Here is a 6,693-nt window from a genome sequence, read left to right on the forward strand (position 1 = left end):
TGTATGCGTCCGGTGATTACACCTTGATCGGAGGTGTCCAGTTATACGGCAGCAGCTCATCAAGGTCTGACTGCCGGGCGCTCGGCAAGCGCTCCAGGACGTCGCGCAGATAAGCCTGCGGATCCAGACCGTTGATCTTTGCCGACTGGATCAGGGTCATCACATTGGCACCACGCTGGCCACTGCGTAGTGAGCCTGCGAACAGCCAATTACTTCGGCCAAGGGCCCAGGGCCGGATCTGGTTTTCCACCCAGTTGTTATCGATAGGCAGATTGCCGTCATCCAGGTAGCGAACCAGGGCGGTCCACCGTTTAAGCGTGTAATCGATCGCCTTCGCAGTTCGCGTGCCGTTGGTCAGCTGGGATCGCTGGCCCGTCAGCCACTCGCGCAGATGCGTTATTACGGGCCGCGCCTCGGTGTCGCGCAGCCGCTGCCTCTCCTCTGGCGGCAGGCCGCTGGCCTGTCGCTCAACGTCATAGAGCATGCCGATGTACGATAGCGCTTTCTCGGCGATGGGGCTTTGGTTCCGCTCCAACAGCTCGTGGAACTTGCGTCGGGCGTGTGCCCAGCAACCGACTTCAGTCATGCCCGTGGCGAAGCCGGCCTTGTAGCCAGTGTAATCGTCGCAGACCAGCTGACCGCGCCAGTCCGCCAGGAAGTCCCTGGAGGCCTTGCCGGAGCGCGAGGGCTGGAAGTCGTAAACGACACCTTGCACCGGGGCATAGCGCGTGGTTGCGTAGGCCCAGATGTAAGCCTGGTGTGTTCGCTTCTTGCCCGGCGAGAGCATGGGCACCGGCGTCTCGTCAGCGTGCAGCACCGCGTGCTCAAGCAACTTGCTCCGCAGGTGCTCCACCAGCGGGGTAAGTTCCACGCCACAGCGCCCCACCCAGTCCGCCAGTGTGGATCGTGGCAGTTCAACGCCGGCCCGGGCGTAAATCTGTTCCTGACGGTACAGCGGGAGGTGGTCCGCATACTTGCTGATCAGCACCTGCGCCAGCAGGTTCGTGGTGGGGATGCCCTTGTCGATCACGTGCGGTGCTACCGGGGCCTGCGTGATGGTCTCACATTGCTGGCAGGCCCACTTGCCGCGGATGTGACGTTCCACCGAGAAGCTGCCGGGTTCATAATCCAGCTTCTCGCTAACATCCTCGCCAATCCGGGTCAGGGTGCAGCCACAGTTGCAGGTGGTGTGTTCCGGTTCATGATGGATCTCGGTGCGTGGCAGCTGGGGCGGCAAGGGCCGGCGCTTCGGTGTGCGGGTTTTGGGCTCCGGCCGCGGGCGACTCTCCGCCAGCCGCTCCAGCTCTTGTTCAATGGCCGCCGTGTCTTCGTCAACGAGTTCTTCAAGGAGGTTGTATTGCTGCCGGTTGACGCCTTCGCTGCGTTTGCCGAACCGATGGCGCCTAAGCAGGGCAATCTCGTGGGTCAGCTGCTCCTCGCGCATAGAGTAGCGGCGAATGGCCTCGTCACGTGCAGCAAGCTCGGCGTCCTGCGCCACGAGGCGCGCATCGCGTTCGCCCAATTGCGCCAGCATTTGCTCCGCCATCTGGCGGAGTTCGGTCTCGTTGAGCTGATTGAGATCGATAGGCGCTTGCATGGGAACACTTTGCCAGCACCAGCAAATCGGTGCCAGCAGCAATCATCGGCAATCGTTCTCTGGAACTGCGAGCGGGATTCTGGTGTTATCTAATGTCGGTCCATAAAGTGCCCAGCGCCGGCATGCTGCCAGGGTAAGCCGACCACCAGGGCCTGCAACTGCGGCATATCAATGCACAATGGATCGCCGGTGCGGAGCTGGCTCCAGACGAACCGACCCTGGTGCAGCCGGCGCGATGCCAGCCAGATACCGAAGCCGTCACACACCAGCACCTTCATCCGGTTGGCGCGCTTGTTGGCAAAGACATACGCGCAATGCGGACGTGCTTTGCCAAAGCGGTTGATGACACGTGCCAACGCCGTGTCCGGTCCGGCGCGCATATCCAGCGGCTCGCGGGACAGCCAGATCTCGTCAATCTTGATCACTGAACGAGCGCCTTGAGCCAAGCGACCGAGTGGTCAATCTCACTCAATGGCCACTCGACGGTGATCGGACCGCGCGGCGTATCCAGCCGGATGCTGACAGTGGGCAGAACTCGCGCTACGCTCCGGCTTGGACTGGATTGGTCTTTGGCCGGCATGGGTAGCCGCACAAACTCTCCGGTGTCATCGACAGTCATCAACTGGCGCCACTTGTGTACCAGGTTGAGGTTGAGGCCATGGCGCAGCGCAACTTCGGCCACGGAGGTGTTCGGTTGCTGGCACTCGGCCAACACTCGATTTTTGAACCCCGCAGAGTAGCGACGGCGCCGCTTGATGATCCTTGGGGGAGACGCTTCGTTATCCATATCAGGTGCCCACTTAAGATTAGGTGGGCACCTAGCTTACGCAGTTTGCGGGGCGCGAACAGATGGGTTTACCGGACGGTTACAGCTCGCTCTCTGCAAGGCGGGTGGTTCCCCCTGCCTGGCGCCGCCACAGACGGCTGCGGATGCTCGTACCTCGAACGGTTGGGGGCTTCTCGCCCCCAGAGGAATGGGGGTTGGGGCGACCCAAAAACCAAATCCAGGTGCGAGGAACCGATTATGTCTATTGAAATGATTACGCTGGACCGGCTGGTGGCCAGTCGGCACAACGTGCGGATGGCTAAAGCCAACCGCGAGACCCACGACGCCCTGATAGCGAGCATTGCGGCTGAGGGGGTATTGCAAAACCTGGTGGTGGTGCCGGAAGGAGACCACTTTGCGGTCATCGCCGGAGGGCGGCGCTTGAAGGCGTTGCAGGGTCTGGCAAAGACCGGGCAGATACCCGGTGCACCCGGTACTCTGTGCGGTGCGCGGCGCCGGGGACGCCCTGTCGCTGGCCGAAAACTTCCAGTGGGAGGCCGACATTGCGCTGCGCTTTGGGCTCACGGAGGCCCACGTCCGCAAACTACTCAAACTCGGGCGGGTGGCCAAGGCCATCATGAACGACTACCGCAAAGGCCGACTAACGCTGGAGGACGTACAGGCCTTCGCGCTGGTAGACGACCCTAAGCGGCAGCTGGCCTGTTATCAGGCGCTGGGAGAACACTGTTCGGCTTATGCGATCCGCCGGTGGCTGATTGGTGAAGCCATCGAGGTGGGGCAAGGCATCGGTGCCTTTGTCGGTATCAAGGCCTATGAACAAGCCGGTGGCGCAGTGGAGCGCGACCTGTTCCAGGAGAAGGTCTATTTTTCAGACACAGAACTGGTCGAGCGACTGGCATTGGAGAAGCTGAGTCGTACCGCCCGTAAGCTGGAAAAAGGCTGCGAGTGGGCCTGGGTCGTACACGGCCTCGACCGTGAGTCCCTGACCACTGGTCTGATACGATTGCCAGCCGTGCTGATCGATGTCCCCCCTGACAAGGCCAGCGAACGCTAGCGACTGGCGCAGTGCGTGGCTGAGCTGGAGGCGCTCGATGCAGACGCGCCATTGCCCGATGGGTTTGACAGCGAGGACGCGCTGTTTGAGGCCATTGATCACGCCAATGAAGCCCTGTGGCAGCTGGAAGACGAAATAGAACAGACCTACAGCGGCTTCACGGAGGCACAGCGGCACTATGCCGGTGTGGTGGTGACCCTCAACTGGCGGGGCGAACTGGAGGTGCTGGAAGGATGGGCGCGACCGCAGGATATCCCCAAAACGGTTAAGGACGGCCAATCTGGTGCCGATGAGCCAGGCGCCGGAGAAGGCAGTGATAGCACTGCAACGACCGAAAAGCCCCTGTCCCAGGCGCTCGTGAGTGACCTGGCCGCTCACCGGCGGCAGATCACCAAACTGACCCTCCTGAAACATCCCAAACTGGCGAGTGAGCTGTTGCACTACGGCCTGTGTATCCAGGTCCTGACCGGTCGAAGTTGGGAGGGACGCATTTACTGCAACGCCAGCTACAGTGAGGTCCCCTGCGCATCGGAGCGGGGCGATACCGAGGACAGCCCCGCCGCAGAAGGTCTGCGCCTTGCGCGAGAGGCACTTAATACCGCCTGGCTAGCCGAGGACGACGAGGCGGCCCGATTAGCGGCGTTTTGCGCGCTGGCCAAACGGGACAAAGACAAATTGGTGACCTACTGCACAGCAATGCTATTAGAGCTTGGCCCCCGGGGGGCCAGCGTGGCGCGGGATGCGCTGGTGGATCAGCTGGCGCCGGATTTTCGGAAATACTGGCAGCCGACCGGTGAGCACTACTTCAAGCGCCTGACGATGGATCAGTTACGCGACACTTTCCGGCCGGTGCTGGGGGACTTCTGGGCCGAGAGCCAGCAGGGGAAGCGCAAGGGCGAGGTTATCGAGTCACTACAGCTGGCCTTTGCCGAGGACTACGCCGCGGATGATCCGCGGGCGACCTGGATACCCGCCGTCTTCTAGATCAATACCGGCTCGCACCTTGGCCACCTCCGGGTGGCCTTTTTTGATCCCGATGCACAGTGCGCGCGGGCAACGATCCAACTGAACCCGGTATAATGCAAACGATGACGCGAGCGACACACCACGCACAAGGAGCGAAGCGTATTACGATGGTTGAACGTACCTACTGCCACAGGCGAAGGCCACTGCCTACGGCCAACACAACGGGATGCTGCCAATGACGGTCAGTCGAGGCGACTTCCAGCTATCACTGGAGCAGCGGCGTTTCCGGGACCTGATAACACCCTACAGTTACCTGACCCGTTACTGGGATTGGGAAGCCCGCTGTCTCGATGAGCCCGGCCTAGAGCAGGCCATGGGGGTCTTCTCCCACGGTGAGCGGATCATGGCCGCGTTTTTCCGCAATGTCTGGTGCGGCAGTGACCAGGCACCACTGGGTTTGGTCGATGCGGTCCGCACGCTGGACAGTGAAGATCTCGCCATCATTGTCGGCTGGATGCGCGATCCCTTTTCCCCCTAATGACGATTGAGCACAGCACCGCATGAGTGAACGTAAATCCCGCAGGGAGATCGACAAGGCCATCAAACATCTCATGGCCTATACCGGGCCAAATGATGAGTGGGCGGGGCGATGGGACCAGGTCCAGGAGGATTTACTTGGTCCGCTGGCAGAAAAGCTCGACGTGAGTTTCGAGGCGTTGGAGGATTTCTTCTACGCGGGCCCCTACAGCCACATGGTCATTGGCTTCAGTTTTGAGGAATATGCCACCGTCCTGTGGGATAACGAACCGCACAATCTGATCGAGGCCTACCTCGCACACCGCGGGTGGCGGGAAGGCCCCGCGGGTCGTCGATACCTGCAGGCCCTCGGTGCATCCGAACTGCGATTCTGGGAGGTCACCGCAGTGAAACCCGGGGCTTACGCTGACATACGCCCCTATGGCACCCGGGACAAGCCGATACGCGTCAAAGAGAAAGCAGCGACCGAGAGCCTTCACCAATGGGATGGGCTGGTGGCCCGCGTGCTGCACACAGAGGCAACCCCCACGTTCAGCGGCGCCATGCTGCCTTTGCCCCCGGAGCTGGCTACCCGTATCCAGGGGGTACTCTCTGCCATTCCGGCGGAAACAAGGCAATTGATGCAACAGCTGGTTGAGCAGGGTGAGATCGAGCGTCTACCCGATGATCTCGACGACATCATCCGCCACACACAGGAATCGGAACTCGCCGGGGTGGCCTTCCTGATCTGGGCCATGGATGTCTATCTACAGACCACGGGGCCGTCCCCGAACCTGCGGAACATGGATGACGAGCCCATCGCACCCACCAGTGTGCGATTCCCCCTGCAGGGCTCTCGCAAGGCCGTTCTGCGCGCACTCGACGCGTCGCCAGTATTGCACAGAGAGGCGGAGGCCCCGTCCTGGACCTGGTTCCCCGAGCCCTACCAGGACATCGACGTTGGCGAGCGCGTGAGCGTGTTGGGGCATATCGCACTGGACGATAACGCTCTGGAACTGGACACCAACTCGACCGTCCGGGCTGAACGGGGCACCGCGCTACTGGCCGCGCTGCTCGGTGACCTTGTGGGGTCGCCCCTGACCGTCCACGAAAATATGGCGCTGATGGAGGATTACGACGATATGCCGATGCCCGCCGCCGACATCCCCGTCGAGGTACAGGCGGCGATCACAGCCCAGTTGACCAACCACTACCGCAAGACACTGGACGAGCCCATTCCCATGCTCAAGGGCCTGAGCCCGCGCCAGTGCGCAACAGACCCCTCGTTACACAATGCGGTCATCAGCTGGCTCAAACACCTCGAAAACACCAGCGATCGGGGCCCGGACGCAAGCTATGATTTCAGCTGGCTATGGGATGAACTCAATCTGGAACGCCAGTAGTACACTGTCGCGATACAGCACGATAACGGTCACTGACGGGCATGGATAACACCAAGCAACCCGCCTGGCGACACCTTCTGGAAACGGGGACCCTGGTGGTCCCCTTCCGGGTCCTGGATATGCACACAGAGGCCGCCCTGGACGGCGAGAACGTTGCCGTACGTGCCGATCTTGTTTTTGCCGGGGACGGAGCAGATTCCGAGCCCGCGGCGATTGCCGAATGGGGCGCGCTGGGCTTCCTGCGCTGTCCAGCGTGCGGCCACCGGGGCGAGGTACACCATGAAGACGACACGCACGAAGGTGATGCCGCCGTTTGTAGCGACTGCGGAGCACTGGTTACCCTCGAATGGGACGGCGGTGTGCAGTTAGC

General features: G+C 61.6%; 8 protein-coding genes and 1 pseudogene. 6 read left to right on the forward strand and 3 right to left on the reverse strand.

Features of this window, described 5'->3' with window-relative positions; translation table 11 throughout:
- Positions 1-16: 16 nt before the first annotated feature.
- From tnpC to tnpA, 3 genes are all read right to left on the reverse strand, one after another.
- On the reverse strand, positions 17-1,597 hold the full coding sequence (gene tnpC, locus G533_RS0119860) for an IS66 family transposase (protein WP_027948883.1): 1,581 nt from the start codon (positions 1,595-1,597) through the stop codon (positions 17-19).
- A gap of 89 nt (positions 1,598-1,686) precedes the next feature.
- Entirely contained in the window at positions 1,687-2,022 is a 336-nt protein-coding gene (gene tnpB / locus G533_RS0119865; RefSeq protein ID WP_027948884.1) for an IS66 family insertion sequence element accessory protein TnpB, read from the reverse strand.
- A complete protein-coding gene (gene tnpA, locus G533_RS0119870; RefSeq protein WP_035526448.1) occupies positions 2,019-2,384 on the reverse strand; it encodes an IS66-like element accessory protein TnpA in 366 nt (121 codons plus the stop codon). Before tnpA ends, tnpB begins: the two co-directional genes overlap by 4 nt.
- A gap of 249 nt (positions 2,385-2,633) precedes the next feature.
- Here tnpA and G533_RS25425 point away from each other — a divergent pair.
- The 6 genes and pseudogenes from G533_RS25425 to G533_RS24895 all read left to right on the forward strand — a co-directional run.
- Positions 2,634-2,819: pseudogene (locus G533_RS25425) on the forward strand (ParB N-terminal domain-containing protein); the annotation flags it as partial.
- A 28-nt stretch (positions 2,820-2,847) separates the two neighbouring features.
- A complete protein-coding gene (locus G533_RS24890) occupies positions 2,848-3,438 on the forward strand; it encodes a hypothetical protein (protein ID WP_027951387.1) in 591 nt (196 codons plus the stop codon).
- A 15-nt stretch (positions 3,439-3,453) separates the two neighbouring features.
- The gene (locus G533_RS0119880) at positions 3,454-4,422 is read left to right on the forward strand and encodes a hypothetical protein (RefSeq protein WP_027951388.1); all 969 of its coding nucleotides are present in this window, start codon (positions 3,454-3,456) and stop codon (positions 4,420-4,422) included.
- Between the two features lie 217 nt (positions 4,423-4,639).
- Positions 4,640-4,942, forward strand: a complete 303-nt coding sequence (locus tag G533_RS0119885; RefSeq protein WP_027951389.1) for a hypothetical protein — start codon at positions 4,640-4,642, stop codon at positions 4,940-4,942.
- Between the two features lie 22 nt (positions 4,943-4,964).
- Positions 4,965-6,323 carry a hypothetical protein gene (locus G533_RS0119890; RefSeq protein ID WP_027951390.1) on the forward strand — a complete coding sequence of 453 codons (1,359 nt, stop codon included), beginning with the start codon at positions 4,965-4,967 and terminating at the stop codon, positions 6,321-6,323.
- Positions 6,324-6,364: 41 nt separating this feature from the next.
- Positions 6,365-6,693 (forward strand): hypothetical protein (locus tag G533_RS24895; RefSeq protein ID WP_035529495.1); only part of this gene is annotated, 329 nt, incomplete at its 3' end.

It is taken from the genome of Haliea salexigens DSM 19537 (assembly GCF_000423125.1).
GTDB lineage: Bacteria > Pseudomonadota > Gammaproteobacteria > Pseudomonadales > Halieaceae > Haliea > Haliea salexigens.